The organism is Paenibacillus chitinolyticus NBRC 15660 (assembly GCF_000739915.1).
In the GTDB taxonomy this organism is placed as follows: domain Bacteria; phylum Bacillota; class Bacilli; order Paenibacillales; family NBRC-103111; genus Paenibacillus_F; species Paenibacillus_F chitinolyticus.
On record NZ_BBJT01000022.1, the window covers coordinates 33,758 to 59,696 of the forward strand.

Genomic DNA, 25,939 nt, shown 5'->3' on the forward strand with positions numbered 1-25,939 from the left:
GTTTAACATGGCAAAGGCTAAATTCGAACGTAATAAACCGCACGTTAATATCGGTACTATTGGTCACGTCGACCACGGTAAAACAACTCTGACAGCTGCGATCACTAACGTACTGTCCAAAAGATATGGTGGATCTGCAGTAGCATTCGACCAAATCGACAAAGCTCCAGAAGAGCGCGAGCGTGGTATCACTATCTCCACAGCACACGTTGAGTACGAGACTCCTAACCGTCACTACGCTCACGTAGACTGCCCAGGTCACGCCGACTATGTTAAAAACATGATCACTGGCGCGGCTCAAATGGACGGAGCGATCCTGGTTGTATCCGCAGCTGACGGCCCTATGCCGCAAACTCGCGAACACATCCTTCTTTCCCGTCAAGTAGGCGTTCCTTACATCGTCGTATTCATGAACAAATGCGACATGGTTGAAGACGAAGAGCTTCTTGAACTGGTTGAAATGGAGATCCGTGATCTTCTTTCCGAGTATGAGTTCCCAGGCGACGACACCCCGATCATTCGTGGTTCCGCTCGTGAAGCTCTGCAAAACCCAGATGGCGAATGGGCTGACAAAATCATTGAGCTCTTCGAGCAAGTTGATACTTACATCCCAACTCCAGAACGCGAAACTGACAAGCCTTTCCTTATGCCTGTCGAGGACGTATTCTCCATCACAGGTCGTGGTACAGTTGCTACAGGCCGTGTAGAGCGTGGTACTGTTAAAGTACAAGACGAAGTTGAAATCGTTGGTATCGCTGAAGAAACTCGCAAATGCGTAGTTACAGGCGTGGAAATGTTCCGTAAACTTCTTGATTCCGCTCAAGCTGGTGACAACATCGGCGCACTGCTTCGTGGTGTAGACCGTAAAGACATCGAGCGCGGACAAGTTCTTTCGAAACCAGGTTCCGTTAACCCGCACACTAACTTCTCTGCACAAATCTACGTTCTGACTAAAGAAGAAGGTGGCCGTCACAAGCCTTTCTTCACAGGTTACCGTCCTCAGTTCTACTTCCGTACAACTGACGTAACGGGTATCATCGCCCTGCCAGAAGGAACTGAAATGGTTATGCCTGGTGATAACATCACTGTAACGGTAGAACTGATCAACCCAATCGCTATCGAGCAAGGTACTAAGTTCGCGATCCGTGAAGGCGGCCGTACTGTTGGTGCCGGCGCAGTAGCAACAATCAGCAAATAATATCGTCTAACGACGATCTTCATAAGCAACACGTACTGTAACGAGACCCCTGTACTGTAACGAAGTAAGACGAAGGCCCTGCCCTTGGTGGTGGGGCCTTTTTACATGAAAGCTTATTAATCTCCCAATAAAGTTCGGCCAGACACATCGGGTGTCAAAGACAAAACAAGCATCGCTATCTATAAAGAGAAACGAACGATTATGCACATAAAAGCGACATTTCCGGAAACTTTTTCGTTTCTAGATATTTGTCGTATAAAAATGTTGCATTTATCTTTGGGATTCGATATAATAGTGAGCGTTGGTCTGTGACGTTGCGATGATGTGAGAGGTTGCTGGCACACCCGGCCCCTTTGCCATGGGAGTGGTTGTCAGGAGATTTTCACGGAGTATGTCCGATACTAAATTGGGCGATAGAAGGAGGGACTTATATGGCAAAGCAAAAAATTCGTATCCGTTTGAAAGCTTATGATCACAGAGTGATCGATCAATCGGCTGAGAAAATCGTTGAGACTGCCAAGCGTTCCGGAGCAAGTGTTTCCGGTCCGATTCCGCTTCCAACTGAGAAGCAAATTATCACGATTCTTCGTGCGGTACACAAATACAAAGATTCTCGTGAGCAATTCGAGCAGCGTACACACAAGCGTCTGATCGATATCGTGAATCCTACACCACAAACTGTGGATGCTTTGATGAGACTGGACTTACCGTCCGGCGTAGATATTGAAATTAAACTGTAAAGCTTCTATATATAGAAGAAACGAAAAGGAAAAGAGGTGTCAACGATGAAAGGTATCTTAGGTAAAAAACTTGGAATGACTCAAGTGTTTACACCGGAAGGAAACGTAGTACCTGTCACTGTTATCCAAGCTGGACCTTGCGTGGTTCTGCAGAAGAAAGATGTGGATAACGACGGATACGAATCGATCCAAATCGGTTTCGCGGACAAGAAAGAAAAAAATGCAACTAAGCCTGAAATTGGTCATGCCAAGAAGGCGAACACTGCTCCTAAGCGCTACGTTAAAGAATTTCGTGGAGTGGCACTGGGTGAGTACGAAGTTGGCCAAGAGCTGAATGCTGCTCTGTTCAGCGAGGGTGAATTTGTTGACGTATCTGGAACTTCCAAGGGTAAAGGATTCCAAGGCGTTATCAAAAGACACAATCAGCATACGGGTCCAATGTCTCACGGCTCCCGATATCATCGTGGACCGGGTTCGATGGGTTCCATCGCAGCTAACCGTGTAATGAAAGGCAAGAAATTGCCAGGACATATGGGTAGCGAAACCGTAACCCTGCAAAACCTGCAAGTAATTAAAGTTGATGCGGAACGCAACGTAATCCTTGTTAAAGGTTCCATTCCTGGTCCTAGAAACAGCTACGTAAGCGTGAAATCCGCGGTGAAAAAGTAAGAAAGGAGGAAGACTGATGCCAAAAGTAGCTCTTTATAATGTATCCGGCACACAAGTCGGTGAAGTAGAACTGTCTGATGTAGTGTTCGGTATCGAACCTCACGTACACGCTCTGCATGAAGCTGTTTTGCTCCAGCAAGCATCCGTTCGTCAAGGAACTCACAAGGTTAAAGGACGTTCTGAAGTACGCGGCGGCGGACGTAAGCCGTGGAAGCAAAAAGGTACTGGCCGTGCTCGTCAAGGTAGTATCCGTGCTCCACAATGGAAGGGTGGCGGTGTCGTATTCGGACCGACTCCTCGCAGCTATGGTTACAAACTGCCTAAGAAGGTTCGTCGTCTTGCGATCAAGTCGGCTCTGTCCTCGAAGGTAATCGATAACGACATTATCGTTCTGGATCAACTTCAAATGAATGCTCCGAAGACGAAAGAATTCGTAGCTATTTTGAAAAACCTCAACGTTGAGCGCAAAGCTCTCGTGGTTGCTGCTTCTTACGAAGATAGTGTTGCACTCTCCGCTCGTAACATTCCGGGAGTTAAATTCGTTGTTGCTGATGGAATCAACGTACTCGACGTAATGGTTCATGACAAATTGATCATTACGAAGGATGCGGTTCAGAAGGTAGAGGAGGTGCTTGCGCAATGAAGAACCCACGCGATCTTATCAAGCGCCCGGTCATCACGGAACGTTCTACGGAAATGATGGCTGACAAGAAATATGTGTTCGAAGTTGAAATCCGCGCTAACAAAACGGAAATTAAGCAAGCGATCGAGCAAATTTTCAAAGTAAAAGTATCAAGCGTAAACACACTCAGAATGCCAGCGAAGCCGAAACGTCAAGGACGTCACTCCGGTTACACTTCCGAATGGAAGAAAGCCATCGTGACACTTAGCGCAGACAGCAAAGAGCTGGAGTTCTTTGAAACGGTATAACAATATCTCTAAAGTAAGGAGGTAACACAGGTGCCAATTAAAAAGTATAAACCGACCTCTCCAGCAAGACGTGCCATGTCGGTATCTTCTTTCGAAGAAATCACGACATCCACACCGGAGAAATCCCTGCTTGCTCCTCTGAGCAAACAAGCTGGTCGTAACAACCAAGGTAAAATCACTACTCGTCACCACGGTGGCGGACACAAGCGTAAATACCGCATCATCGACTTCAAACGCAATAAGGACGGCATTCCGGGTCGCGTTGCTACAATCGAATACGATCCAAACCGTTCCGCTAACATTGCTCTGATCCACTATGCAGACGGGGAGAAGAGATACATCATCGCTCCTAAAGGTCTGAAAGTCGACGATCAAATCCAATCCGGATTGGGTTCCGACATTAAAGTAGGTAACGCGCTGGCTCTGGAAAACATTCCGGTCGGTACAGTTATCCACAACATTGAGTTGAAGCCAGGCAAAGGCGGACAGTTGGTTCGTGCTGCCGGTACGGAAGCTCAACTTCTCGGTAAAGAAGATGTGTACGTGACAATTCGTCTTTCCTCGGGCGAAGTTCGCAAAGTGCTTAAAGGCTGCCGCGCGACAATCGGTTCTGTAGGTAACGAAGATCACGAACTTGTGAAAATCGGTAAAGCGGGACGTAATCGTTGGCTCGGTAAGAGACCAGAAGTCCGCGGGGTAGTAATGAACCCGAACGATCACCCACACGGTGGTGGTGAAGGCCGCGCTCCAATCGGACGTAAGTCTCCGTTGTCCCCATGGGGCAAACCGACACTCGGTTATAAAACTCGTAAAAAAGGCAAGGCTTCTGACAAGTACATTGTACGTCGTCGCACGAAGTAATTTATACACATCTGAATATCTTATGGTTCAGAGAAGGGAGGGGCTTCAATGGGTCGCAGCTTGAAAAAAGGTCCTTTTATCGACGGACACCTGATGAAAAAGGTCGAAGAACTGAATGAGTCGAGCAAGAAAACGGTAGTTAAAACTTGGTCTCGTCGTTCCACGATTTTCCCGCAATTCGTGGGCCACACAATCGCGGTGTATGACGGAAGAAAACACGTGCCTGTATACGTAACGGAAGATATGGTCGGACACAAACTCGGTGAGTTTGCACCAACTCGTACGTACAAAGGTCACGATGACGACAAGAAAACAGGCAAACGCTAATCGTTATTTTTACTGAGAGGAGGTACTACTATGCAAGCTAAAGCTGCTGCTAAATTCGTTCGGATCGCTCCTCGCAAAGTGCAGCTGGTAATTGACTTGATTCGCGGCAAACAAGTAGGCGATGCGGTTGCAATCCTTCGCCATACTCCAAAGTCAGCTTCTCCGATCGTGGAGAAGGTGCTGAACTCCGCAATTGCCAACGCTGAGCACAACTATTCGATGGATCCTAACAAACTTGTTATTAGTGAAGTTTATGTGAACCACGGTCCAATCATGAAAAGATTCCGCCCTCGTGCGATGGGTCGTGCAAGCCGTATCAATAAACGTACCAGCCACATCACTGTTGTGGTATCTGAGAAATAAGGAGGGATAACGTGTGGGTCAAAAAGTAAGCCCGGTGGGTCTTAGAATTGGTATTATTCGCGATTGGGAATCCAAGTGGTATGCTGAGAAAGATTTCGGCGACCTGCTGATGGAAGACGTTAAAATTCGTGAATATCTGAAGAACAAGCTGAAAGATTCTGCAGTGTCCCATATCGATATCGAGCGCGCGGCTAATCGCGTTAACGTAACGATTCATACAGCTAAACCTGGTATGGTTATCGGTAAAGGTGGAGCGGAAGTTGAAAACATCCGCAACTACATCTCCAACATGACAGGTAAGAAAGTACACATCAACATTGCAGAAGTGAAAAACCCTGAGCTCGACGCTGTCCTCGTTGCAGAAAGCATTGCACAACAGCTTGAGCGCCGCGTATCTTTCCGTCGTGCTATGAAACAAGCGATGCAAAGAACGCAAAGAGCGGGAGCTAAAGGAATTAAAGTTTCGACCAGCGGTCGTCTGGGCGGAGCGGAGATTGCCCGTACGGAAGGATACAGCGAAGGAACAGTTCCACTCCACACGCTTCGTGCGGATATCGATTATGGTACAGCTGAAGCGCACACGACCTACGGACGGATCGGCGTGAAAGTATGGATCTATCGTGGAGAGGTACTTCCGACAGCTAAGAAAAAGGCTCAATCGGAAGGAGGCAACTAATCATGTTAGTACCTAAACGTGTAAAACACCGCAAAGAACACCGCGGTAAAATGAGAGGTCGCGCTAAAGGCGGCACTGAAGTTGTGTTCGGCGAATACGGCCTCCAGGCTCTTGAGCCTGCGTGGATCACAAACCGTCAGATCGAAGCAGCACGTATTGCCATGACTCGTTACATCAAGCGTGGCGGTAAAGTGTGGATCAAAATCTTCCCTTCGAAGCCTATCACCCAAAAGCCTCTTGAAGTTCGGATGGGTAGCGGTAAAGGTAACGTTGAGAAGTGGGTCAGCGTAGTAAAACCAGGTAAAGTTATGTTCGAACTTGCCGGTGTTAGCGAAGAAGTTGCTCGCGAAGCTATGCGTCTTGCTATGCACAAGCTTCCCGTTAAATGTAAGTTCGTGAAGAAAGAAGAAGTGGGTGGTGAAGCACATGAAGGCTAGTGAATTCCGCAACTTAACCACTGCTGAGATTGAACAAAGAATTAACGGTTTCAAGGAAGAACTTTTTAACCTCCGTTTTCAACTAGCTACCGGACAACTGGATAACCCGGTTCAAATTCAGAAGCTGCGCAAAGAAATCGCCCGTGCGAAAACAGTTTTGCGTGAAAGAGAACTCGGGATTGGTTAAGCAAATTCAGAAGGGAGGGCTCGTATATGGCAGAGCGTAACGAACGTAAAGTCCAAACCGGTAAAGTGGTCAGCGACAAAATGGATAAAACCATCGTTGTTGCCGTGGAAACTTACAAAAAACACGACTTGTACCACAAGCGGATTAAATATACGAAGAAGTTTAAAGCTCACGATGAGAACAATGAAGCGCAAATTGGCGACACCGTGAAAATCATGGAAACTCGCCCATTGTCTAAAGACAAGCGTTTCCGTCTCGTTGAGATCGTTGAAAAAGCAGTTATTGTTTAACCAACAGGTATAATCCGAAAGGAGGGACTAACATGATTCAACCATTATCTCGTTTGAAGGTTGCGGACAACTCCGGTGCGAAACAGCTGATGTGCATTCGTGTGCTTGGCGGTACTGGTCGTCGTGTAGGCAATATCGGTGATTTGATCATCTGCTCTGTGAAAGAAGCAACACCAGGGGGCGTTGTCAAAAAAGGTGATGTAGTCAAAGCGGTAATCGTTCGTACTAAGAGCGGCGCTCGTCGTAAAGACGGATCTTACATCACATTTGATGAGAACGCGGCAGTTATCGTAAAAGATGATAAGAGCCCTCGTGGAACTCGTATTTTCGGACCAGTTGCTCGTGAACTTCGTGATAAAGACTTCATGAAGATCGTTTCTCTTGCTCCTGAGGTTATCTAACACAGGCAGCTCAATTAAATTGCGGCGCGGCTTTCTTCTGGAAAGTCCGGCAGCTCTTACGAAGTTAGCTTTCATACGAAAGCTTAGGAGGTGTAATCAACATGCCAAGAACGAAAAAGAGACTTGAGTCTCATAACCATAAACTGCATGTAAAGAAAGACGACACAGTTTTTGTTATCTCCGGCAAAGACAAAGGTAAGAAAGGTCGCGTTCTCGCAGCTTACCCGCGTGAAAATCGTGTTCTGGTTGAAGGCGTGAACATGATCAAGAAACATGCGAAACCTTCCCAGCAAAACCCTCAAGGCGGAATCATTACTCAAGAAGCTGCAATTCACGCTTCCAACGTAATGCTCGTGGATCCTAAGAGCGGCAAGCCGACTCGTGTAGGTTACAAGGTCCTTGAGAACGGAACTAAAGTACGTATTGCGAAAAAATCCGGCGAAGCTATCGATTAATCGACTAAGTGCGGAAAGGAGGCACCAGAATGGCAGCAAGAATGAAAGATCGTTTCTTGAATGAAATTACTCCTGCTCTGATGCAGAAGTTCAACTACACCACTGTTATGCAAGTTCCTAAGATCGAGAAAGTAGTCATCAACATGGGGGTTGGTGAGGCTGTTTCGAACTCCAAGGTGCTCGACAGTGCCGTAGAGGATCTGCAAAAAATTGCGGGTCAAAAACCGGTAATCACTCGTGCGAAGAAATCCATCGCGGGTTTCAAACTTCGTGAGAACATGCCGATCGGCGTTAAAGTAACACTGCGCGGCCAACGCATGTATCAATTCCTGGACAAATTGTTCAACGTATCGCTTCCGCGCGTACGTGACTTCCGTGGAGTTTCCTCCAAAGCGTTCGACGGACGCGGTAACTACACGCTTGGTCTTAAAGAACAACTGATCTTCCCAGAGATCGAATACGATCAAATTGATAAAGTTCGTGGTATGGACATCGTAATCGTAACGACTGCGAATACGGACGAAGAAGCTCGTGAACTGCTTACCCAACTCGGAATGCCGTTTGTGAAGTAAGAACAAATCATCACGGAGCTTTCGGAAGGAAGCCCCTGCCGATAATGATCGGAGAGAGTTTTCAGGCGAAAACTTGTAGGAGGTGTAATTTAAGTGGCAAAAACTTCGATGAAAATCAAGCAACAACGTCCCCCTAAGTTCAAAGTGCAGGCGTATACTCGCTGCGAACGTTGCGGCCGCCCGCATTCCGTTCTCCGCAAATTTAAAATTTGCAGAATTTGTTTCCGTGAACTAGCATATAAAGGCCAGATTCCAGGTGTGCGTAAAGCAAGCTGGTAATCCACTTATTTTCGGGAAGGAGGTTCACATCCATGGTTATGTCTGATCCAATTGCAGATATGCTTACACGCATTCGTAATGCAAACATTGTTCGTCACGAGACGGTAGAAATTCCGGCCTCCAAGATCAAGAAAGAGATTGCTGAAATCCTCAAGAATGAAGGTTTCATCCGTGACGCTGAATTCGTAGAAGATAACAAGCAAGGCATCATCCGCTTGTTCCTGAAATACGGTCCGAATAACGAGCGCGTAATCACCGGTTTGAAACGTATCAGCAAACCTGGTCTGCGCGTATACACAAAATCCCAAGAGATCCCTCGGGTACTTGGCGGTCTGGGTATCGCTATCATCTCCACTTCCGGTGGCGTGATGACGGACAAAGACGCTCGTCAAGCAAAATCCGGCGGAGAGGTTCTCTGCTACGTTTGGTAATTTAGACTCGATTGAATGGAGGTGCAAACATGTCTCGTATTGGTCGCAAACCAATTACTGTTCCAAGTGGCGTTGACGTAAAGCTTGAGAACACGACAATCACGGTAAAAGGACCGAAAGGAACCCTTTCCCGCGAACTTCACAAAGATATGAAGGTATCCGTACAAGACAATGTCATTACGGTTGAAAGACCTTCTGATCATAAACTGCATCGTTCCCTGCACGGCACGACTCGCAGCGTATTGAACAACATGGTTACAGGAGTAACGCAAGGTTTCGAGAAGAATCTGGAGCTTGTTGGCGTAGGTTACCGTGCTAACAAAACCGGAAACAAACTCGTCCTGAACGTAGGTTACTCTCACCCGGTTGAAATCAACCCTGAAGGCGGAATCGAATTCGACGTACCTAGCAACACGAAAGTGATTGTTAAAGGGATCGATAAAGAACTCGTTGGCGCAACTGCTGCCAAAATCCGTGCCGTTCGTGAACCTGAGCCGTATAAAGGTAAAGGTATTAAGTACGAAGGCGAACGTATTATCCGCAAAGAAGGTAAAGCTGGTAAGAAGAAGTAAGGCGGCCTAAGGCCGGCCTGACATCGGAATATAGATGAAAGGAGTGCAACCCATGATTACTAAAGGCGATAAGAATAAAGCACGTCTGAAAAGACACCTGCGTGTTCGTAAGAAAATTCAAGGGACGACAGCACGTCCTCGCTTGAACATTTTCCGCTCTGAGAAGCACATTTATGCGCAAATCATTGATGATGTGAACGGAGTAACAGTGGCATCGGCATCCACTCAGGACAAAGAGCTTAAAGAGGTTAGCAACGGCGGTAACGTCGAAGCTGCTCGTAAAGTCGGCGAACTGGTTGCGAATCGTGCGAAAGAAAAAGGCGTGAGCCAAGTAGTATTTGACCGCGGCGGATATCTCTATCACGGACGTGTTCAGGCTCTGGCCGAAGCAGCTCGTGAAGCTGGTCTAGAATTCTAAGAAAACATCTCATAAGGAGGTAAACGACTTGCGTGTAGATCCTAACACTTTAGAGCTGACTGAAAAAGTTGTTCATATTAATCGCGTTGCTAAAGTTGTAAAGGGCGGACGTCGCTTTAGCTTTAGCGCTCTTGTCGTAGTAGGCGATGGTAACGGCTATGTCGGCGCTGGTATCGGTAAAGCTTCCGAAGTTCCTGATGCAATCCGCAAAGGAATCGAAGATGCTAAGAAGAACCTCGTCCACGTTCCTATCGTTGGAACTACGATTCCTCACCTTGTAACTGGTCATTTCGGCGCTGGACGTGTGCTGCTGAAACCAGCATCTGAAGGTACCGGTGTTATTGCTGGCGGCCCTGTTCGTGCAGTACTCGAACTAGCTGGCGTTGGCGACATTTTAACAAAATCCCTGGGTTCTTCGAACTCCATGAACATGGTGAACGCTACTTTAGAGGGTCTTTCCCGTCTGAAGAAAGCGGAAGAAGTAGCCAAACTTCGCGGCAAAACCGTTGAAGAGTTGATGGGTTAAGGAGGATAAACATGTCTAAACTTCAAATTACCCTTAAGCGTAGTCTGATCGGACGTCCAGAAACACAGAAGAAGACGGTTCAAGCTCTTGGTCTCAGAAAGCTGAACCATTCTGTTGTTCAAAGCGACAATGAAGCAATCCGTGGTATGATTAATCAAGTCAGCCACCTTATCGAAGTTAAAGAAATTCAAGCATAAGTAACACATTCAATCAAGAGGAGGTGCAACTATGAAATTACATGAGCTGAGCTCTGCAGAAGGCGCACGCCACACTCGCAAGCGTCTCGGTCGCGGTGTAGGTAGCGGACTCGGAAAAACATCCGGACGCGGTCACAAAGGTCAGAACGCCCGTTCCGGCGGTGGTGTTCGTCCAGGCTTTGAAGGTGGACAAAACCCACTTTACCGTCGTCTCCCTAAGCGTGGTTTCGTGAACCCAACGCGTAAGGAATTTGCTATCGTTAACCTGGAAGACCTGAACAAGTTCGAAGCTGGTACGGAAGTAACTCCTGAGCTTCTGATGGAAACGGGTGTTGTTAAATCACCTAAAGATGGAATTAAGATTCTTGGAAACGGCGAACTCACTGTAAAGCTTACAGTTAAGGCGAACAAGTTTTCCCAATCTGCGGTAGATAAAATCCAGGCTGCCGGCGGTCAATCCGAGGTGATTTAATGTTCCGGACCCTGTCCAACATCTTTAAAGTAGAGGATTTGCGTAAGAGAATCATTTTCACGCTTCTCGTGTTAATCATCTACAGAATCGGTGCCTTCATTCCGGTACCCAATATCAATGCAGAGCTTCTGAAGCTGCAGGATCAGGCCAACCAGAATAGCGTGTTCGGATTGCTGAATACTTTCTCCGGCGGAGCGCTTTTCCAGTTCTCCATCTTCTCGATGTCGATCTTTCCGTACATTACGGCTTCGATTATCGTTCAACTACTGTCCATGGACGTTGTTCCTAGGCTTACACAGTGGGCGAAAGAGGGAGAAGTGGGGAGAAAGAAATCGGCCCAACTTACTCGCTATTTAACGGTTGTGCTTGGCGTGATTCAAGCTTATGGATATGCGATCATGTTTAACAACTCCTTCCAGGGGCTTGTGATCAATCCAAGCTTTGCTACCTACTCTCTGATAGCGATTGTCTTGACGGCAGGAACGATGTTCCTGATGTGGTTAGGTGAGCAGATCACTGAAAAAGGGATCGGAAACGGGATTTCGATTATTATCTTCGCGGGAATCGTAGCTGCTATTCCGACAGGAATCAGTCAGATTTACCAGACGCAGTTTGCGAATGCAGGAGATGCCCTGTTCCTGAACATCTTGAAAGTCGTCCTCATTCTGATCGTAGTAGTAGCCATTATCGTTGGCGTTATCTACGTTCAGCAGGGAGTTCGGAAGATACCCGTGCAATATGCTAAGCGTGTTGTAGGGAGGAAAATGTACGGCGGACAGAGCACGCACATTCCCATGAAAGTGAATGCTGCAGGAGTAATTCCGGTCATCTTTGCCGTATCACTGCTTCAATTCCCGACGATTATTGCAGGTTTCTGGGCGGGGAATCCATTTGCGGATTGGATTATCCGCAATCTAAGCATTAACAATTCGGCGCCGATTGCGCTTGCTCTATATGTACTACTGATTGTCGGTTTCACCTATTTCTACACGTTTGTACAGATTAATCCGGTGCAAATGGCTGATCAAATGAAGAAGAACGGCGGTTATATTCCAGGCGTTCGTCCCGGAAAACCAACTTCCAGCTATCTGACAAGAGTAATGTCGAGAATTACTTTGTCCGGCGCCTTCTTCCTGGCTTTCATCTCGATTCTCCCAATGATCTTCGGGGCTCTGGCAGGTTTGCCAACTTCGGTTCGGATCGGCGGAACTTCACTTCTCATCCTCGTGGGTGTGGCATTGGAGACGTTGAAAACAGTAGAAAGCCAACTGATCAAACGTCATTACAAAGGATTTATCAACAAATAGCAATAGGTTCTGATGTAGGCACTTTGTTGCGGCATCGGCACCTATTGTGCTGTTCGTACTACTAAGTGCCGAAGGAGGGGAAAACGTGAACGTTTTATTTATGGGTCCTCCGGGTGCGGGTAAAGGTACTCAGGCGGAGAAAATTGTTAGTGAATTTCAGATTCCTCACATTTCAACCGGCGATGCCTTTAGATTGGCAATGAGTCAAGGGACGCCGCTCGGCATAGAAGCTAAGTCCTATGTCGATCAAGGCAAACTTGTTCCAGACGAAATCACTAACGGTATTGTTCGTGAACGTCTGCAGCAGTCGGATTGCGATAAGGGATTTCTCCTCGATGGTTTTCCGCGTACGATTGCTCAAGCGGAAGCTTTAGACGAGATCCTGCAATCTCTTGGTAAGCGAATCGATCACGTCATTAACTTGAAAGTGGATCGCAGCTTCCTGCTGGCCAGACTGACCGGTCGCCGTATCTGCAAATCCTGCGGCGCCACGTATCACGTGATTTTCAATCCTCCGAAGCAGGAAGGCGTATGCGACAAATGCTCCGGCGAATTGTATCAGAGATCCGATGATACGGAAGAGAAAGTCGGTACCCGCTTGGACGAATACACGTCGAAGACAGCACCGCTTCTTGAGTACTACCAGAAACGTAACGTATTGCGCGAGGTTGATGGGGAGCAGGATATCGAAGATGTAACTTCCCAAATCAGTTCATTGCTGCGAGGTCATTCTGAATGATCATTTGTAAGTCCGAAGTAGAGTTGGAACTTATGCGTGAGGCAGGTCGAATCGTAGCCGAGACCCACAAGTTGATGGCTGAATCGGTTCGTCCCGGCGTTACGACTAAGGACCTGGATAAAATCGCTGAGGAATACATTCGCAGTCAAGGTGCCGTACCCTCTTTCAAAGGCTACAACGGTTTCTCTGGCAGCATCTGCACTTCAGTTAATGAAGAATTGGTGCACGGCATTCCCGGCAGCCGCAAATTAGTCGAAGGCGACGTTATCAGCATTGATATCGGGGCACAATATAAAGGATATCATGGTGATTCGGCCTGGACTTATGGCGTCGGTGAAATTTCTGAAACCGCAAAGAAACTTCTGGAAGTAACTGAACGTTCGCTGTTTGCCGGATTGGCGGAAGCCAAACCGGACGCCCGGCTGTATACGATCTCACACGCCATACAGCAAGTGATCGAAGACGCGGGTTTCTCGGTTGTTCGTGAATATGTCGGTCACGGGATCGGCACGGAACTTCACGAAGATCCGCAGATTCCCAACTATGGGATTCGGGATAAAGGCCCCCGGCTTAAACCCGGTATGGTACTTGCAATCGAGCCTATGGTGAACGTCGGACAGCGATTCGTAAAGACACTCGAGGATGATTGGACCGTAGTTACCGTAGATAATTCCTTATGTGCACATTTCGAACATACCATTGCCATTACGGCAGACGGTTATGAAATATTAACCCAGCTGAAGGCTTAGGTGAGCGAATTGGTAGGTCAGGAACAACTGCCGCAGCCCGGTCAAATCGCAAAAATTCTCCGAGGCAAAGATCAAGGTCAATATGCGGTTATCATTCGAGCGGAGGATTCCAGATTCGTTTGGATTGCCGATGGTGATAAACGCAGATTCGACCAGCCGAAGAAGAAGAATGTTCAGCATCTTCAGCTTCAGCCCGAGATCAGCGGAGAAGTTTCCAGAAGTTTAACGGAAAGCAGCCGTGTTACGAATGCCAAGTTAAGACATGCGGTGAAGAAGTTTATCGACAGTCTACAATCTGAGGCAGATGAGAAAGGAGAATAATCAGTGGCTAAAGAAGATGTAATTGAAGTGGAAGGTACAGTAATCGAACCTCTTCCGAACGCAATGTTTAAGGTAGAGCTTGAGAACGGACATAAAATTTTGGCCCATGTTTCCGGAAAGATCAGAATGCACTTCATTCGGATTTTACCTGGAGACAAGGTTACTGTAGAATTATCCCCATATGACTTGACGAGAGGTCGTATAACCTATCGGTTCAAATAAATAGCTGCAACGCCGCAGTCTTAGCCGACATAGCGGCCAACCCTTACGAAGCAAGTTTGCGGTGGCAAACTCTCAGGAGGTAATAAACATGAAGGTAAGACCGTCGGTCAAGCCGATCTGCGAGAAATGCAAAGTCATTCGTCGCAAAGGCAACGTCATGGTAATTTGTGAAAACCCGAAACATAAACAAAAACAAGGTTAAAAGGAGGTGCACGTTCAACAATGGCACGTATTGCTGGTGTAGACTTACCGCGTGACAAGCGCGTTGAAATCGCATTGACGTACATTTTTGGTATCGGTAAAACGACTTCTCAGAAAGTTCTGAGCCAAACTGGCGTTGACGCATCCACTCGTGTTCGCGATCTTACGGAAGAAGAAGTAAGCAAAATTCGTGAAGTTATCGACAAAACGATCAAAGTGGAAGGCGACCTTCGTCGCGAAATCGCTCTGAACATCAAACGTCTGGTTGAAATCGGATGCTACCGTGGTATCCGTCATCGTCGTGGCCTGCCTGTTCGTGGTCAACGCACGAAAACCAATGCTCGTACACGTAAAGGTCCTCGTCGGACTGTAGCTAACAAGAAGAAATAATAAAGGGGGTTAGAGTGAACAATGGCTAAACCTAAAAAAGTCGTCCGTACGAAACGTCGTGACCGTAAAAATATTGAATCCGGTGTGGCACACATCCGTTCCACATTCAACAATACGATCGTAACGATCACGGATCCTCATGGAAACGCGCTTTCCTGGGCAAGTGCCGGTAACCTGGGCTTCAAAGGATCCCGTAAAAGTACTCCGTTTGCTGCGCAAATGGCTGCTGAATCTGCAGCTAGAGCCGCTATGGAACATGGTCTGAAAGTTGTTGAAGTCATGGTTAAAGGCCCTGGTGCCGGCCGTGAAGCAGCAATTCGTTCTTTGCAGGCTGCTGGTCTCGAAGTCAACCTGATTAAGGACGTAACACCAATTCCGCATAACGGTTGCCGTCCTCCAAAACGTCGTCGCGTGTAATTTCAAGTCGGCATGTGGTATAAATATTCTAAACATGTGAATAATGATGTTGAAGGATAGGCATACTACATCGTTTATGGAAATGTTCCAGGGTAACGACGTTTTGAAGGAGGGTTAATTTCATGATCGAAATCGAAAAGCCAAAAATAGAGACCGTATCTTTAAGCGAAGACGGAGCTTACGGCAAATTCGTCGTAGAACCGCTGGAACGCGGATACGGGACCACATTAGGTAACTCACTACGTCGTATCTTACTGTCTTCACTACCGGGTGCTGCGGTTAGCTCCGTACAAATCGACGGAGTTCTCCATGAATTCTCGACTATTCCGGGAGTTATGGAGGACGTAACGGAGATTATTCTGAATCTGAAAGGTCTTTCTTTGAAAATCCATTCAGACGAAGAAAAAGTACTGGAGATCGATGCCGAAGGAGAAGGTAGAATCACAGCTGCTGATATTCGCGGAGATAGTGATGTGGAGATCTTGAACCCGGATCTTCATATCGCGACTCTATCGTCTGATTCTCGTCTTCATATGAGAATTCATGCGAACAGAGGCCGCGGTTATGTGCCGGCTGATAAGAACAAACGGGATGAGCAGCTTATTGGCGTCATTCCGGTTGACTCGATCTACACTCCGATCACGCGTGTGAACTACACGGTAGAGAACACTCGTGTCGGCCAAGTGACGAACTACGACAAACTAACCCTCGAAGTGTGGTCGGACGGAAGTATTCGCCCTGAGGAAGCAGTAAGTCTTGGTGCGAAGATTCTGACGGAACACCTAATGCTCTTTGTTGGATTAACCGATGAAGCTAAAGATGCGGAGATCATGGTAGAGAAAGAAGAAGATAAGAAAGAGAAAGTTCTCGAGATGACGATCGAGGAACTGGATCTTTCCGTTCGTTCTTACAACTGCCTGAAGCGTGCCGGTATCAATACCGTGCAAGAGCTGATCACCAAAACCGAAGAAGATATGATGAAAGTGCGTAACCTTGGCCGTAAATCTCTTGAAGAAGTTCAAGAGAAGCTCGAAGAGCTGGGTCTTGGCCTGCGTACGGAAGAATAATCACCTCAGAAGGAGGGTTAAGACATGGCATATCAAAAGTTAGGCCGTGACTCCAGTGCGCGGAAAGCATTGTTCCGCGACCTCGTAACGGACCTTTTCATTAACGAGCGCATTCAAACAACTGAAGCGAAAGCGAAAGAAGTTCGCTCTATCGCCGAGAAGCTCATCACATTAGCGAAACGCGGAGATCTGCATGCTCGTCGTCAAGTAGCTGCATTTGTTCGTCGTGAAACCGCAGGAGACCAGGATGCAATCCAGAAGTTGTTCTCCGAGCTGGCAACTCGCTATGCTGAGCGTCCAGGTGGATACACACGTATCCTGAAACTGGGACCTCGTCGCGGAGATGCTGCTCCTATGGTATATCTGGAACTGGTAGACCGGGCGTAACGAAGGGTGGGAAAGGGTGGACAGAATCTTTGGATTCTGCTGAAGCCCTTTTTTTGCAATCTGACCGGATTGTGCTCACCTCCCGATCAACCTGTCCGTTCGGTATACGGAGGGTATGGTTTCGTGAGAAATATAAGAATAACGGTAAGTTATGACGGCACCTCGTACTCGGGTTTTCAGACGCAGCCTCATGGCAATACGGTTCAGGATTATCTGGAACGGGCCATTCGGATGCTGTCCGGGGAGACGGTGAAGATCACCTCATCAGGGCGGACGGACGCTGGCGTTCACGCCCGCGCTCAGGTGATCAACTTCACTACAGCCTCCCAGATCCCCGCAGAACGCTGGTGCCTTGCTCTTAATTCCAGGCTTCCGAAAGATATCGTTGCGCTTCGTGCGGATGAAGTGCCCCTATCTTTTCATGCCCGCAAGTCGGCAAAAAGAAAAACCTATTCCTATACGATCCGTACTGCGCGGATACCGGATACTTTTCAACGCCGATACCAATTCCACCATCCCAACCCTTTGGATGTGGATGCCATGAGAGACGCTCTAGCGGCGATCCTAGGCACGCACGACTTCTCCTCGTTCTGTTCGGTCAAAACCGTAGCCGAATCGCGTATTCGTACGATTTATGACGCTTGGATCGTTGAAGAAACGGATCAAATGTCTGTCGAGCCCAACCAGCCGGGTCAGCTTCGCTTTTATTTCACCGGCAGCGGTTTTCTCTACAACATGGTCCGGATTCTCGTGGGAACATTGATACAAATCGGGGAAGGCAAACGCCCAGCCGAAGAAATGGCTGCGATTTTGAGGGGACGTAACCGGGCGCTTGCGGGCCCGACAGCCGAAGCCCACGGGCTGATGCTGTGGAATGTAGAATACGCGGAATAATGTAATTTAATTCTTGCTATTCCCTGGACTATGCTGTAAAATATGTGATGGTGTTTCTTGAAGGGCTACCCCACGGCCCCGACTTCAAAAGCACCCAAAGATTCAAGACGTATTTTAACCTATGACTATGTTTGTTAATAAAGTTTGGAGATATATTTTTAGGAGGATCAGAGCATGCGTACCACATATATGGCTAAGCCGAATGAAGTTGAACGCAAATGGTACATCATTGATGCTACCGGCAAGACGCTCGGACGTCTGGCTAGTGAAGCTGCAAGCATTATCCGCGGCAAACACAAACCGCAATTCACCCCGCACGTGGATTCCGGAGATTTCGTAATCATCATCAACGCTGAGAAGATTCATCTGACCGGCAACAAACTGCAAGACAAGAAATACTACCGTCACTCGATGCACCCAGGTGGTCTGAAAGTTACGACAGCTCAAGATATGCTGAACAAAAAGCCTGAGCGTGTACTGGAACTTGCTATTCACGGCATGCTGCCTAAGACACGTCTTGGAAACAGCATGAAGCTGAAGCTGAAAGTATATGCAGGCGCGGAACATCCACACCAAGCACAACAACCAGAAGTTTGGGAACTTCGGGGTTAATTGAAAGGGAGGACTGACTTGTGGCACAAGTTCAATACTACGGAACCGGTCGTCGTAAGCATTCGGTAGCACGTGTACGTCTAGTACCGGGCGAAGGACGCATCATCATCAACAAACGTGACCTTAACGAATACTTCGGCCTGGAAACGCTGAAACTAATCGTGAAACAACCTCTGACGCTGACCGAAACAATTGGCAAGTACGATGTACTCGTACTGGCTAACGGCGGCGGAATGAGCGGACAAGCCGGCGCAATCCGCCATGGCATCTCCCGCGCACTGCTTAAAGCAGATCCTGAATTCCGCGGTTCTCTGAAACGCGCTGGATTCTTGACTCGTGATCCTCGTATGAAAGAACGTAAGAAGTACGGCTTGAAAGCAGCTCGTCGTGCACCTCAGTTCTCGAAACGTTAAGATCGGTTATACAAAGCAAACCCTTCTGGGTACAGAAATGTACCGGAAGGGTTTTTTTGTGTTCTTTTAACATTCTTTTGACCGTTACGGACAAATGATCCCTCAATCTGTTCGCCATAACACTCTACAATTCCGTTATAACGCACGAACTTATCTATCTTTTGTTCAATATGATAAAAAGATCGTCTCTAGGCTATTGACAAGACTAAGTTGTGATTTATAATGAAATAAAATAACAAAACAGATTAGGATACTCGGAATTAAAATGGGAGGGTACAAATATGAATTTGTTCGAAAAGGAAGTATTAGTGAACAAAGCCGCTGAAGAATTTGAGAACCAGTCACCCGAAGAGCTTATTCGATGGGCGGTTAACACTTTTCCAAGTATTACGCTCGCTTGCAGCTTCGGTGCGGAAGACGTAGTCCTGGTGGATATGCTGCAAAAGGTGAGCCCGGAAACAGACATTTTCTATCTGGACACTAATGTGCATTTCCAGGAGACGTATGATACAAGAGATCGTTTACAAGACCACTATCAAAAATCTTTTATTCAAGTTCTCCCTAAGCTCACATTGGAAGAGCAAGCGGCGCAGTATGGCGCAGAACTGTGGCTGTCCACTCCGAACGAATGCTGTAACATCCGTAAGGTGGATCCCTTGACGGATATTTTAAAAAACTATGACGCATGGATTACAGGAATTCGCAGAGATCAAGCTCCGACCCGGGCAAATGCCAAGAAGGTTGAATACGATGTGAAATTCGGTCTGGTTAAGTTTAATCCGCTTGCTGGCTGGACTTCGGACGATGTATGGGAGTATATTCGTTCCAATGGTATTATTTATAATGCTCTTCACGATCAGAACTACCCTAGTATCGGCTGCAGCCACTGCACAAAAGCGGTCACTCCGGGTGAAGATCCGCGTGCGGGCCGCTGGGCAGGCAATGACAAAACGGAATGCGGACTCCATAAGTAAGCGAGAAACTGAAATTATTAGAAGACTAAAGGAGAGACATCCATGCCATCTTCAATAGCGCCTCACGGCGGCACTTTGATTAATCGCCTGGTTACGGGAAGCGAACGCGATCGACTTCTTGCAAAGGCGGGCGACCTGCCTCAAATTCGCATAAACAATTGGGCTATATCCGACCTTGATCTTATTGGAGTAGGGGCATTTTCCCCGCTAACCGGTTTTCTGAATGAAGAAGATTACCTTTCGGTTGTCGAACGCATGCGTTTGGCGGATGGCACCGTATGGAGCATACCTGTGACCCTGGCGGTTGAAGAAGCCGTTGCGGAGGAGCTCGCCGTTGGTAAGCAAGCGGCTTTGGTGGGAGAAGAGGACGGCGTCGTATACGGTCTTATAGACGTGACCAGCATTTACAAGGCCGATCAGCAGCTCGAAGCCCGTAAAGTCTTTAAAACGGACGATACGGAGCATCCAGGCGTCCAAAAGCTGCTGACGAAACCATCCACCTATGTCGGAGGGCCCGTCCAAGTGTTGAACAGGCCGAAACCGGCCAAATTCGAAGATTTTTACTATGATCCGGCCGAGACTCGCCGAATTTTTGACGAGAAGAACTGGCGGACTATCGTAGGGTTTCAAACCCGCAATCCGGTCCACCGGGCCCATGAATATATTCAAAAATCGGCCATGGAAATCGTCGATGCCCTGTTTCTGAATCCGTTGGTTGGCGAAACCAAGTCCGATGATATTTCAGCAGATGTCCGGATGAAAAGCTACCTCGTTCTCCTTGAAAATTATTATCCTTCGGATCGTGCTTTTCTCGGTGTTTTTCCGGCAGCCATGCGTTATGCGGGTCCGCGGGAAGCGATCTTCCATGCTTTGGTCCGCAAAAACTACGGCTGTACCCATTTTATCGTAGGCCGCGATCATGCGGGTGTAGGCGACTACTACGGTACTTATGAAGCCCAGGAAATTTTCAGTAACTTTACACCGGAAGAAATCGGCATTACGCCTCTTTTCTTCGAGCATAGCTTTTACTGCACGAAATGCGGGAATATGGCATCGAGCAAAACTTGCCCGCACGATAAAGCTGACCACCTGCACCTGTCGGGCACGAAAGTACGCGCCTTGCTGCGTGACGGCCAATGTCCGCCCCAGGAGTTCACACGCCCGGAAGTGGCGAAAGTGCTCATAGACGGCATGTCAGAGCCTGTAGGCACGTCCGCGCAGTAGGTATAATTGTCCACCCTGTCCCATATAGATGAATGGAGTCTATTGGGGAACAGAGGTGGATTTTTTCATGCGGAGACCAAGAAAAAGGTTTGTCGTATGGCTGACCTGGGACAGCGGCATTAAGATCATCATGGCGGGCCTGCTGGTTATGCTGATGGCCTTTATGTACACCTACGAGCTGCCTTCGACACGAACATGGAGCGAATGGTCCATGCCTCTTTCAGGGAAGACGATTGCTCTGGATGCCGGGCACGGAGGCCCTGACGGAGGGGCGGTCAGCCAATCCGGCGTAATAGAGAAGGATATCAACCTCGCGATCACTTTGTATTTGCGTGATTATTTGCAGCAGGTCGGCGCTATGGTGGTGATGACAAGGGAGACGGATACGGATTTGGCCCTGGAGGGAACGAAGGGACTCAGCCGCCGTAAAACAGAAGATTTGTTAAGCCGCGCCGAATTCATAAACAGCAAAAAAGCCGATTTGTTTATCAGCATCCATTTGAACAGCATTCCGTCCGATAAGTGGAGGGGCGCACAAACGTTCTACTACCCGAACCACCCGGACAACGCAACCTTGTCCACACTCATCCAGAACGAACTCAAGAAAAATCTGGAAAATACGGAGCGTGTCTCCAAGAAGGCCGATACAGGCGTTTATTTACTGAAAACGTTGAAAATGCCGAGTGCGCTCGTCGAAGTCGGGTTTTTGTCCAATCCGGAGGAATCGAGGCTCCTGGCCGACGATAAGTATCAAAAGAAAGTCGCCGCGTCCGTTTATCAAGCGATTCTGCGTTATTTCTCCGGGGAGAAAGTGCGTTCGTCCTAATCGGTATGTTATAATGATCTGAACAGAAATAAGCCTACCGAGGTGGAACAGATGGTGACCAAAGAGCTTATCCGGCAATCGCTTGAGCCTATAACAGATCCGACTTACGGAGCTTCTATCGTAGAACTGAACTTCGTTAAAGACGTGGTCATTAAAGAGAACCGCGTTTCTCTTACGTGTGTTTTGTCCGTTACGGATGAAAGCTACAAAGCAAGTCTAAAGGAACGCATTGAATCCGCTTTGTCCCAAATCGGAGCCGAAGGGGTTCATATTCGTTTTCGTGAAATAACGGATTATGAGAAAAACCAGCTCTCCGCTTATGAGAATGTATCTGAGGCGGGAAGCGTGGATACTGCGGGCTCTAATGCCGGAACGGGACAAGAAGCGGCTCCATTGCTGAATCCGGAGTCCCCCGTTAATTTTATTGCCGTCGCAAGCGGTAAGGGCGGTGTAGGGAAGTCCACCGTAACGGCGAACCTTGCTGTTGCATTGGCGCGTCTCGGTAAGAGAGTGGGGATTATGGATGCGGACATCTACGGCTTCAGTATTCCGGATATGATGGGAATAGAGGAGCAGCCTCAGCTTGTTGATAACCGGATTATCCCCGTAGAAAAGTTCGGCGTTAAAGTTATCTCCATGGGTTTCTTTGTGGAGGATAATTCGCCGGTGATTTGGCGTGGACCTATGTTGGGTAAGATGCTCCATAACTTCTTCCACGAAGTGGATTGGGGAGAACTGGACTACCTGCTGCTCGATCTGCCTCCGGGTACGGGCGACATCGCGCTGGATATTCATCAGCTTCTGCCGCAAAGCAAAGAGATCCTGGTTACGACCCCTCATGCTACTGCAGCTTTTGTAGCAGCCAGAGCGGGCGCCATGGCCGTGCATACCAAACATGAGATTATCGGTGTGGTGGAGAACATGGCTTACTACGAGTGCTCCAAATGCGGAGAGAAAGACTACGTCTTCGGCCGCGGCGGCGGAGGCATGCTGGCGGAACAGCTGCATACCCAATTGCTTGCCCAAATTCCATTGGGTGCACCGGACAATCATATTTCCGAACCGGATTATTCCCCGTCGGTTTACAAAGAAGATTCCAACACCGGCCAACTGTACTTGGAGCTGGCGCGGAGTGTCGTTCAACACGCTCAAAAGGACTGATGCACAAGCATCAGTCCTTTTTTTAATATTCGGAGTCCTGATCCTTCTTACCCTTTTTGTTCGGGGATTCCTTCTCATCCTGGCCTTGATCTCCTTGATCGCTTTCCTGGCCTTGGCCTTGATCTTGTTTGTTTTTTTGGTCTCCCTGGCCTTGCTGGCCACCTTCTCCACCTTGGCCGCCGCCTTTACCGCCTTTACCGCCGCCTTGGCCACCCTGCCCACCGCCTTGGCCGCCGGCACCTTTGGGTACGATGCCCTCTTCCATTACTTTTCTCATAATGGTGAGCATCTGAGCTTGGAACAAGGGGCTCTGGAAAGATTCCTGAATGACATTCATCATCTGCTGACGGTACTGGGTCGTCTTGGTCAGTTCCATCATGAGCTGCTGGTATTCCGGGTTTTTCATAACTTGCAGAAGTTGTTTCTGATACTCCGGATCTTTCATGAGATCCTTGTGGAGCTGTTTATTCTGCGTACTCACCACTTTGGCGAAATCACCGGCAAAACGGGGATCTTTCATCATATCCCTTACGAATTTACTGCTTTCCGTACTGGTCAGAACATCCTTGACCGCCGTTTGCATCTGCAATTTTTGACCGTCGGTCAACATGCTGACCGAAGAACTGCCCGAGCCTGCCGAAGATAAGCTTGAGCGGGAGGCTTTATCGATCGCCGCACGGCCCTCGTCCGACTTTAGAATGTCAAGCACCATGGATTTGGTTTCTTTATAATTGCCCTGGGATGATGAAGACCCCTGTGAAGAATTGTTGGAACTGCAGGAAGCCAAGAGAATAACTGCAACTAAGGCAGGAACATAACGCACTGTTTTCCGATTCATTGTGCACACAAGCTCCTTTCCCCTAAATTAGTACCGTTAGTATGTGTGGGGGGGAGCCTTTTCATAAAGGAGTGACATGGTTGATTGCTGAGAAAGTTGGCTAGATTTGGCCGTTTCAAAAGAATGTATGTACGGTTACGGGGAGTTCAGTAAACCTGTTTAAACGACTGCTCTTCTACGGCTTTATTTTCAGTCTGCGCCTGTTTCATCAGCTCCGTTACCGTCACGAACTCATACCCCTTGCTCTTAAGCTGGTCGATAATGGCGGGAAGGGCTTCATGAGTCTGTTTGCAGGAATCACTGGCATGGAGCAGGACGATATCGCCAGGATGCGCTTTACTTACAACGCGATTGATAATGGTATCCACTCCGGGATTTTTCCAATCCAGTGAATCCGTATCCCATTGAATAACCTTATATCCTAACTGGTCCGCAATACCGAGAACCCGCTTGTCGAAGTCGCCGTTAGGCATACGGATCAGATTCGGACTTTTGCCGGTAAACTCCTTTAGGACTCCGTCGGCGGTCTGTATTTGCTTGCGGATCTCTTCGTCTCCCAGACTGCTGTAGTTCACATGCTTATGGCCGTGACTTCCGATTTCATATCCGTTCTTGATAATTCGTTTTACAATATCGGGGTGGCTTTTGCTCCAGGGCGAGGAAAGAAAGAACGTCGCGTTTTTGATACCTTTCTGCTCCAGCACATCCAGGATCGGAGCCGTACGCGTTTCCCCCCATGAGATGTCGAACGTCAACGCGATCTGTTTCTTCTCCGTTTTGACATTGTAAATTGCCGCGGGACCCCCGCTTGAAAAAACCGCCATATTCCCCCGTTCGGAATAGACGATACCTGCGGCGAAAACTACGGCGACACCGATAAAGACGGCTTGTTTTATTTTCTTGCCGTTAAAGACGTAAAAATGGCTCACGCTTGCTCCAGCCTCCTTCTCCTTGGGCTTGTATTCCGGCTTAGTAAAATGTATGCTCGTACCATCGAGTTATGCGTTAAAGAGAAAGGAGAACAGGAAATTGAAGTGGAGAGAGCTGTTTAAGCATTTCGGAGAAATGAAGCATTACCTGATTGCTTCCGTTTTGGTTTTCGCAGCCGGTTTAGTACTGGGGACTATGTATCCGGACCGCTTTCAGGCTTTTCTGGACCAGCAGATGCAGGGCCTGGAGAAAATTTCAGGACTGGTTAAAGGCAAAGAAAATCTCAACCTCTGGCTGTTTATCGTTATTTTCCTGAACAACGCGATCAAGTCATTGATGTTTGTATACCTAGGATTGTTTTTCGGTATTCTTCCCTTAATGGTGCTCCTGGTAAACGGGATGCTGCTGGGGTATGTCATTCAATATCAGATGGAAGCGCAAAGCCTTGCTTATGTTCTGAAAGGAATCCTGCCGCATGGAATATTGGAGATTCCGGCTATTATCGTAGCATGCGCCTATGGACTTCGACTCGGTATTCTTGTTATCAAAATGATCGGGGGACTCTTCTCTCCCAAAAGAAGCGGGAACGCCGCGGCAGAATTTAAACGTGTTATGAGACTGACCCGACCGTTAATATTACTTGTCGTAGGAACGTTGCTCCTTGCAGCTGTCGTGGAAAGCACAGTGACTCTTTGGCTTTTAAAAGGATAACAATTGTAAAAATTTTCTTGAACCCCGTCATAAAAATGACAAAACATGAGCATAACAGTAAAGCGGAACGGTTGCCTGCGTCCGATTGGATGCAGGAGCCTTCTCGCTGTTGTGGATGCAGAGTCGATTTTGAGGGGAGCTAGAATAAGTTGATGCTTGGATTTCTTTTTAATGACAGGGAATGCAGAGAACTGGACTATGTGCTAAGAAAAGAATTAGACGAAATGCTCTTCGATCTTAACGATAAGAGAATGGACGAGGAGATTAAGAAAGCTATAGAATCCCGATATAAGGTTATCTTCCGGATGTATGCCAGGCTTGCTTCACCGAGGGAAATTTCTAAATACGCGAGGAATCGTGTCCAGCATCAAAAAAAGTCTTGACTTAAGATGAAATTTCATGGTAAATTAAATTTCGCTGATTCGACAAAGTTTTCATTTAACAAGCCAAGCAAAAAAGAAATTAAAAAAAAGCTTGCAATGAATAGTCAATCTGTGATATATTAATTAAGTCGCCGCTGAAACTTAGCGAACGACGGCGAGGCTGACAAAGCCG

At 47.7% G+C, this 25,939-nt stretch carries 43 protein-coding genes; 41 read left to right on the plus strand and 2 right to left on the minus strand.

Annotated features, from left to right (window positions below):
• Positions 1–7: 7 nt before the first annotated feature.
• From tuf to PCH01S_RS28225, 39 genes are all read left to right on the plus strand, one after another.
• Entirely contained in the window at positions 8–1,198 is a 1,191-nt protein-coding gene (gene tuf / locus PCH01S_RS28040; protein WP_042235513.1) for an elongation factor Tu, read from the plus strand.
• Positions 1,199–1,629: 431 nt separating this feature from the next.
• Positions 1,630–1,938 (plus strand): 30S ribosomal protein S10, encoded by a 309-nt coding sequence (gene rpsJ, locus PCH01S_RS28045; protein ID WP_009676797.1) that lies wholly within the window; start codon positions 1,630–1,632, stop codon positions 1,936–1,938.
• Positions 1,939–1,983: 45 nt separating this feature from the next.
• Complete coding sequence (rplC, locus tag PCH01S_RS28050; RefSeq protein WP_042235516.1) at positions 1,984–2,607, plus strand: 50S ribosomal protein L3; 624 nt, start codon at positions 1,984–1,986, stop codon at positions 2,605–2,607.
• Positions 2,608–2,623: 16 nt separating this feature from the next.
• A complete protein-coding gene (gene rplD, locus PCH01S_RS28055) occupies positions 2,624–3,250 on the plus strand; it encodes a 50S ribosomal protein L4 (protein ID WP_042235518.1) in 627 nt (208 codons plus the stop codon).
• Positions 3,247–3,537, plus strand: coding sequence for a 50S ribosomal protein L23 (gene rplW / locus PCH01S_RS28060; protein WP_042235521.1), 291 nt, complete (start codon positions 3,247–3,249; stop codon positions 3,535–3,537). Before rplD ends, rplW begins: the two co-directional genes overlap by 4 nt.
• Before the next feature lie 30 nt (positions 3,538–3,567).
• Positions 3,568–4,398 carry a 50S ribosomal protein L2 gene (gene rplB, locus PCH01S_RS28065; protein WP_042235524.1) on the plus strand — a complete coding sequence of 277 codons (831 nt, stop codon included), beginning with the start codon at positions 3,568–3,570 and terminating at the stop codon, positions 4,396–4,398.
• Positions 4,399–4,446: 48 nt separating this feature from the next.
• Positions 4,447–4,725 (plus strand): 30S ribosomal protein S19, encoded by a 279-nt coding sequence (rpsS, locus tag PCH01S_RS28070; protein ID WP_042235527.1) that lies wholly within the window; start codon positions 4,447–4,449, stop codon positions 4,723–4,725.
• 30 nt (positions 4,726–4,755) lie between these two features.
• A complete protein-coding gene (gene rplV, locus PCH01S_RS28075; RefSeq protein ID WP_016423663.1) occupies positions 4,756–5,088 on the plus strand; it encodes a 50S ribosomal protein L22 in 333 nt (110 codons plus the stop codon).
• 13 nt (positions 5,089–5,101) lie between these two features.
• Positions 5,102–5,764 carry a 30S ribosomal protein S3 gene (gene rpsC / locus PCH01S_RS28080; RefSeq protein ID WP_042235530.1) on the plus strand — a complete coding sequence of 221 codons (663 nt, stop codon included), beginning with the start codon at positions 5,102–5,104 and terminating at the stop codon, positions 5,762–5,764.
• 2 nt (positions 5,765–5,766) lie between these two features.
• Positions 5,767–6,201 carry a 50S ribosomal protein L16 gene (gene rplP / locus PCH01S_RS28085; protein ID WP_009676823.1) on the plus strand — a complete coding sequence of 145 codons (435 nt, stop codon included), beginning with the start codon at positions 5,767–5,769 and terminating at the stop codon, positions 6,199–6,201.
• On the plus strand, positions 6,191–6,388 hold the full coding sequence (gene rpmC / locus PCH01S_RS28090; protein ID WP_009676819.1) for a 50S ribosomal protein L29: 198 nt from the start codon (positions 6,191–6,193) through the stop codon (positions 6,386–6,388). The genes rplP and rpmC overlap by 11 nt, the downstream gene beginning before the upstream one ends.
• A 26-nt stretch (positions 6,389–6,414) precedes the next feature.
• The gene (gene rpsQ, locus PCH01S_RS28095) at positions 6,415–6,678 is read left to right on the plus strand and encodes a 30S ribosomal protein S17 (RefSeq protein WP_009676813.1); all 264 of its coding nucleotides are present in this window, start codon (positions 6,415–6,417) and stop codon (positions 6,676–6,678) included.
• A gap of 32 nt (positions 6,679–6,710) precedes the next feature.
• A complete protein-coding gene (gene rplN / locus PCH01S_RS28100) occupies positions 6,711–7,079 on the plus strand; it encodes a 50S ribosomal protein L14 (protein ID WP_009676804.1) in 369 nt (122 codons plus the stop codon).
• Positions 7,080–7,180: 101 nt separating this feature from the next.
• Positions 7,181–7,534 carry a 50S ribosomal protein L24 gene (rplX, locus tag PCH01S_RS28105; protein ID WP_009676802.1) on the plus strand — a complete coding sequence of 118 codons (354 nt, stop codon included), beginning with the start codon at positions 7,181–7,183 and terminating at the stop codon, positions 7,532–7,534.
• Positions 7,535–7,563: 29 nt separating this feature from the next.
• Complete coding sequence (rplE, locus tag PCH01S_RS28110) at positions 7,564–8,106, plus strand: 50S ribosomal protein L5 (protein WP_042235534.1); 543 nt, start codon at positions 7,564–7,566, stop codon at positions 8,104–8,106.
• A gap of 93 nt (positions 8,107–8,199) precedes the next feature.
• A complete protein-coding gene (locus PCH01S_RS30050) occupies positions 8,200–8,385 on the plus strand; it encodes a type Z 30S ribosomal protein S14 (RefSeq protein WP_040953112.1) in 186 nt (61 codons plus the stop codon).
• A gap of 32 nt (positions 8,386–8,417) precedes the next feature.
• Positions 8,418–8,816 (plus strand): 30S ribosomal protein S8, encoded by a 399-nt coding sequence (gene rpsH / locus PCH01S_RS28115; protein ID WP_009676818.1) that lies wholly within the window; start codon positions 8,418–8,420, stop codon positions 8,814–8,816.
• Between the two features lie 29 nt (positions 8,817–8,845).
• The gene (rplF, locus tag PCH01S_RS28120) at positions 8,846–9,388 is read left to right on the plus strand and encodes a 50S ribosomal protein L6 (protein WP_009676801.1); all 543 of its coding nucleotides are present in this window, start codon (positions 8,846–8,848) and stop codon (positions 9,386–9,388) included.
• Positions 9,389–9,440: 52 nt separating this feature from the next.
• The gene (rplR, locus tag PCH01S_RS28125; RefSeq protein WP_042235537.1) at positions 9,441–9,806 is read left to right on the plus strand and encodes a 50S ribosomal protein L18; all 366 of its coding nucleotides are present in this window, start codon (positions 9,441–9,443) and stop codon (positions 9,804–9,806) included.
• A gap of 28 nt (positions 9,807–9,834) precedes the next feature.
• Positions 9,835–10,332, plus strand: a complete 498-nt coding sequence (rpsE, locus tag PCH01S_RS28130; protein WP_009676829.1) for a 30S ribosomal protein S5 — start codon at positions 9,835–9,837, stop codon at positions 10,330–10,332.
• 11 nt (positions 10,333–10,343) lie between these two features.
• The gene (gene rpmD / locus PCH01S_RS28135; protein WP_009676811.1) at positions 10,344–10,529 is read left to right on the plus strand and encodes a 50S ribosomal protein L30; all 186 of its coding nucleotides are present in this window, start codon (positions 10,344–10,346) and stop codon (positions 10,527–10,529) included.
• A 31-nt stretch (positions 10,530–10,560) separates the two neighbouring features.
• Positions 10,561–11,001 carry a 50S ribosomal protein L15 gene (gene rplO, locus PCH01S_RS28140; protein WP_009676816.1) on the plus strand — a complete coding sequence of 147 codons (441 nt, stop codon included), beginning with the start codon at positions 10,561–10,563 and terminating at the stop codon, positions 10,999–11,001.
• Positions 11,001–12,308, plus strand: coding sequence for a preprotein translocase subunit SecY (gene secY / locus PCH01S_RS28145; protein WP_042235539.1), 1,308 nt, complete (start codon positions 11,001–11,003; stop codon positions 12,306–12,308). Before rplO ends, secY begins: the two co-directional genes overlap by 1 nt.
• A gap of 85 nt (positions 12,309–12,393) precedes the next feature.
• On the plus strand, positions 12,394–13,047 hold the full coding sequence (locus PCH01S_RS28150; protein WP_042235542.1) for an adenylate kinase: 654 nt from the start codon (positions 12,394–12,396) through the stop codon (positions 13,045–13,047).
• On the plus strand, positions 13,044–13,796 hold the full coding sequence (gene map, locus PCH01S_RS28155; RefSeq protein ID WP_042235545.1) for a type I methionyl aminopeptidase: 753 nt from the start codon (positions 13,044–13,046) through the stop codon (positions 13,794–13,796). Before PCH01S_RS28150 ends, map begins: the two co-directional genes overlap by 4 nt.
• Positions 13,797–13,805: 9 nt before the next feature.
• Positions 13,806–14,117 (plus strand): KOW domain-containing RNA-binding protein, encoded by a 312-nt coding sequence (locus PCH01S_RS28160; RefSeq protein ID WP_042235574.1) that lies wholly within the window; start codon positions 13,806–13,808, stop codon positions 14,115–14,117.
• A 3-nt stretch (positions 14,118–14,120) separates the two neighbouring features.
• On the plus strand, positions 14,121–14,339 hold the full coding sequence (gene infA, locus PCH01S_RS28165) for a translation initiation factor IF-1 (RefSeq protein ID WP_009676800.1): 219 nt from the start codon (positions 14,121–14,123) through the stop codon (positions 14,337–14,339).
• A gap of 88 nt (positions 14,340–14,427) precedes the next feature.
• Positions 14,428–14,541 (plus strand): 50S ribosomal protein L36, encoded by a 114-nt coding sequence (gene rpmJ, locus PCH01S_RS28170; protein WP_003333770.1) that lies wholly within the window; start codon positions 14,428–14,430, stop codon positions 14,539–14,541.
• A 20-nt stretch (positions 14,542–14,561) separates the two neighbouring features.
• Positions 14,562–14,930 (plus strand): 30S ribosomal protein S13, encoded by a 369-nt coding sequence (gene rpsM / locus PCH01S_RS28175; RefSeq protein WP_016423661.1) that lies wholly within the window; start codon positions 14,562–14,564, stop codon positions 14,928–14,930.
• A gap of 21 nt (positions 14,931–14,951) precedes the next feature.
• Positions 14,952–15,347, plus strand: a complete 396-nt coding sequence (gene rpsK / locus PCH01S_RS28180) for a 30S ribosomal protein S11 (protein WP_016423660.1) — start codon at positions 14,952–14,954, stop codon at positions 15,345–15,347.
• Between the two features lie 122 nt (positions 15,348–15,469).
• Positions 15,470–16,414 carry a DNA-directed RNA polymerase subunit alpha gene (locus tag PCH01S_RS28185; RefSeq protein WP_009676831.1) on the plus strand — a complete coding sequence of 315 codons (945 nt, stop codon included), beginning with the start codon at positions 15,470–15,472 and terminating at the stop codon, positions 16,412–16,414.
• Positions 16,415–16,438: 24 nt separating this feature from the next.
• Positions 16,439–16,801, plus strand: a complete 363-nt coding sequence (gene rplQ / locus PCH01S_RS28190) for a 50S ribosomal protein L17 (RefSeq protein ID WP_009676799.1) — start codon at positions 16,439–16,441, stop codon at positions 16,799–16,801.
• 123 nt (positions 16,802–16,924) lie between these two features.
• Positions 16,925–17,695 carry a tRNA pseudouridine(38-40) synthase TruA gene (gene truA / locus PCH01S_RS28195; protein WP_009676806.1) on the plus strand — a complete coding sequence of 257 codons (771 nt, stop codon included), beginning with the start codon at positions 16,925–16,927 and terminating at the stop codon, positions 17,693–17,695.
• A 174-nt stretch (positions 17,696–17,869) separates the two neighbouring features.
• Positions 17,870–18,307, plus strand: a complete 438-nt coding sequence (rplM, locus tag PCH01S_RS28200; protein ID WP_042235549.1) for a 50S ribosomal protein L13 — start codon at positions 17,870–17,872, stop codon at positions 18,305–18,307.
• A 20-nt stretch (positions 18,308–18,327) separates the two neighbouring features.
• Positions 18,328–18,720: a 30S ribosomal protein S9 gene (gene rpsI, locus PCH01S_RS28205; RefSeq protein WP_009676832.1), complete on the plus strand. Its 393-nt coding sequence runs from the start codon at positions 18,328–18,330 to the stop codon at positions 18,718–18,720.
• A gap of 281 nt (positions 18,721–19,001) precedes the next feature.
• Positions 19,002–19,694, plus strand: coding sequence for a phosphoadenylyl-sulfate reductase (locus PCH01S_RS28210; protein ID WP_042235552.1), 693 nt, complete (start codon positions 19,002–19,004; stop codon positions 19,692–19,694).
• Positions 19,695–19,736: 42 nt separating this feature from the next.
• On the plus strand, positions 19,737–20,918 hold the full coding sequence (gene sat / locus PCH01S_RS28215) for a sulfate adenylyltransferase (RefSeq protein WP_042235554.1): 1,182 nt from the start codon (positions 19,737–19,739) through the stop codon (positions 20,916–20,918).
• 67 nt (positions 20,919–20,985) lie between these two features.
• On the plus strand, positions 20,986–21,744 hold the full coding sequence (gene cwlD, locus PCH01S_RS28220) for an N-acetylmuramoyl-L-alanine amidase CwlD (RefSeq protein WP_042235556.1): 759 nt from the start codon (positions 20,986–20,988) through the stop codon (positions 21,742–21,744).
• A 51-nt stretch (positions 21,745–21,795) separates the two neighbouring features.
• Positions 21,796–22,905 (plus strand): Mrp/NBP35 family ATP-binding protein, encoded by a 1,110-nt coding sequence (locus PCH01S_RS28225; RefSeq protein ID WP_042235559.1) that lies wholly within the window; start codon positions 21,796–21,798, stop codon positions 22,903–22,905.
• Between the two features lie 22 nt (positions 22,906–22,927).
• On the opposite strand, the gene gerD is transcribed toward PCH01S_RS28225, so the two are convergent.
• Both gerD and pdaB read right to left on the minus strand, forming a co-directional pair.
• Positions 22,928–23,743, minus strand: coding sequence for a spore germination lipoprotein GerD (gene gerD / locus PCH01S_RS28230; protein WP_042235562.1), 816 nt, complete (start codon positions 23,741–23,743; stop codon positions 22,928–22,930).
• Between the two features lie 146 nt (positions 23,744–23,889).
• Complete coding sequence (gene pdaB, locus PCH01S_RS28235; protein ID WP_042235565.1) at positions 23,890–24,672, minus strand: polysaccharide deacetylase family sporulation protein PdaB; 783 nt, start codon at positions 24,670–24,672, stop codon at positions 23,890–23,892.
• Between the two features lie 100 nt (positions 24,673–24,772).
• Between pdaB and PCH01S_RS28240 the strand changes: the two genes are divergently transcribed.
• Together PCH01S_RS28240 and PCH01S_RS31565 are read left to right on the plus strand one after the other, a co-directional pair.
• Entirely contained in the window at positions 24,773–25,384 is a 612-nt protein-coding gene (locus tag PCH01S_RS28240; protein WP_042235568.1) for a stage II sporulation protein M, read from the plus strand.
• Positions 25,385–25,536: 152 nt separating this feature from the next.
• Positions 25,537–25,767, plus strand: a complete 231-nt coding sequence (locus tag PCH01S_RS31565) for a hypothetical protein (RefSeq protein ID WP_009676794.1) — start codon at positions 25,537–25,539, stop codon at positions 25,765–25,767.
• The last annotated feature ends 172 nt before the right edge of the window (positions 25,768–25,939 follow it).